Raw genomic sequence first — 2080 nt, forward strand, 5'->3', positions numbered from 1 at the left:
GAAAATGGTGTAGTTAATTTACTTTAAAATATTTTCACCAAAGATCAATTAACAATTTCGAAATAATGGCATGAAGATCAATAAATTCATATGATTTAATTGCTTTTATATATTCTTTAGCGCCATATTTCTTATTGTAAAAATGATTTCAGACCTTTTTCTTTTATTCAAATACATTATTTCAACTATTTGTCTTCGAAAAAAGATACTTTTAGAAGAATTTACTGGTAGAATTAACCTCAGATGAAAACTTATTAAAAGTTTAGTTTGAAACACTTTTCTTTCTATCAGAGCCCATAAATCTTAAAAACTAAACGCTAAACCATTGGCAGCATTGAAACGTACAAAAATTGTTCAGCTCCTTAGCGCTGAAGAAATTGGAAACCTTGTTAAGGTTAAAGGCTGGGTAAGAACCAAAAGAGAAAACAAAAACGTCGCTTTTATTGCCCTAAATGACGGTTCTGTAATCCATAATCTACAAATTGTGGCAGATCCAACCGAAATTGAAGAAGAAGTACTCAAAAAAATCACTACAGGTGCCTGTATAGGGGTAGTTGGAAAAGTGGTAGCTTCTCAGGGAAAAGGCCAAAAGGTAGAATTAGCCGCTGAAAAAATAGAGGTAATAGGTACGGCCAATCCAGAAGAGTACCCATTACAGCCTAAGAAGCATTCTCTGGAGTTTCTACGGGAAATTGCTCATTTACGACCTAGAACAAACACTTTCGGAGCGGTATTTCGAATTCGTCACGCCATGATCTTTGCCGTTCACAGTTTTTTCAACGACAAAGGATTTTTCAATGTACATACTCCCATCATTACCGGTTCAGATGCGGAAGGAGCAGGTGAAATGTTCCGGGTAACCACCCTTGATCCTTTAAATCCCCCCTTAAATGAGGATGGTAATATCAACTATAAAGAGGATTTCTTCGGAAAAGAGACTAACCTTACCGTTTCAGGGCAATTGGAGGGTGAACTGGCGGCTCTCGCCCTATCTGAAATTTATACGTTTGGACCAACATTTAGAGCGGAAAATTCTAATACCACCCGTCACTTAGCTGAATTCTGGATGATTGAACCAGAAATGGCTTTCTATGACCTGGACGACAGCATGGACCTTGGGGAAGAGTTTTTAAAATATTTAACCCAATATGCCCTGGATAACTGTGCAGACGACCTGGCTTTCCTAGAAAAACGCTTGCTAGAGGAAGAAAAAGGAAAACCTCAGAAAGAGCGAAGCGAGATGACTTTAACTGAGCGATTACGTTTTATCGTAGAAAATGACTTTGTCCGGTTAACTTATACGGAGGCTATTGATATACTTAAAAACTCCAAACCGAACAAAAAGAAGAAATTCCAATTTCTGATCGAAGGTTGGGGGGCTGATCTGCAATCCGAACATGAGCGTTATTTGGTAGAAAAACACTTCAAAAAGCCTGTAATTTTAACAAATTACCCTGCCACTATCAAGGCCTTCTACATGCGACTAAACGATGACAACAAAACCGTACGAGCCATGGATATTCTTTTCCCTGGAATCGGGGAAATCATCGGTGGATCTCAAAGGGAGGAACGTTATGATGTTCTAAAACAAAAAATTGAAGCCATGGATATTCCCGCAAAAGATGTGTGGTGGTACATGGACACCAGGCGATTTGGTTCAGCACCCCACAGTGGGTTTGGGTTGGGCTTTGAACGGATGATGCAATTTATCACCGGATTAAATAATATCCGTGATGTAATTCCATTCCCTCGCTTTCCTGGAAGTGCAGATTTTTAATCTAAATTCAAACTTTTTACAAGAAAAGCACAAATTCCGAATTAGAATCTATCTAATTCGGAATTTCATTACTCAGATCTCCTTTTCAACCCTGTACTATTCTCCATTTCGAGTAAATTTATAGGAACGTTGATACCCTCTTCCCGGATCTTTTACGACCAAAACATATTGCCCCTCATAAAGTCCTTTTACATTAATTCGGTACAAATCCCCATCCAATTTCTCAGAATACACAGGCATTTGAATTCCAATAATATTATACATTGTAAAAGTTACCAAGGACATTTGCCCCTCGTTCACTTT

At 38.0% G+C, this 2080-nt stretch carries 1 protein-coding gene and 1 pseudogene; one reads left to right on the forward strand and one right to left on the reverse strand.

Annotated elements, in window-relative coordinates; all coding sequences use genetic code 11:
* The first annotated feature begins 325 nt into the window (after positions 1 to 325).
* Positions 326 to 1777, forward strand: coding sequence for an asparagine--tRNA ligase (asnS, locus tag E1171_RS02335; protein WP_155203693.1), 1452 nt, complete (start codon positions 326 to 328; stop codon positions 1775 to 1777).
* 96 nt (positions 1778 to 1873) lie between these two features.
* Here the strand turns inward: asnS and E1171_RS02340 are convergent.
* A pseudogene (locus E1171_RS02340) lies at positions 1874 to 2080 on the reverse strand (hypothetical protein); the annotation flags it as partial.

The organism is Xanthovirga aplysinae, assembly GCF_009711365.1.
GTDB lineage: Bacteria > Bacteroidota > Bacteroidia > Cytophagales > Cyclobacteriaceae > Xanthovirga > Xanthovirga aplysinae.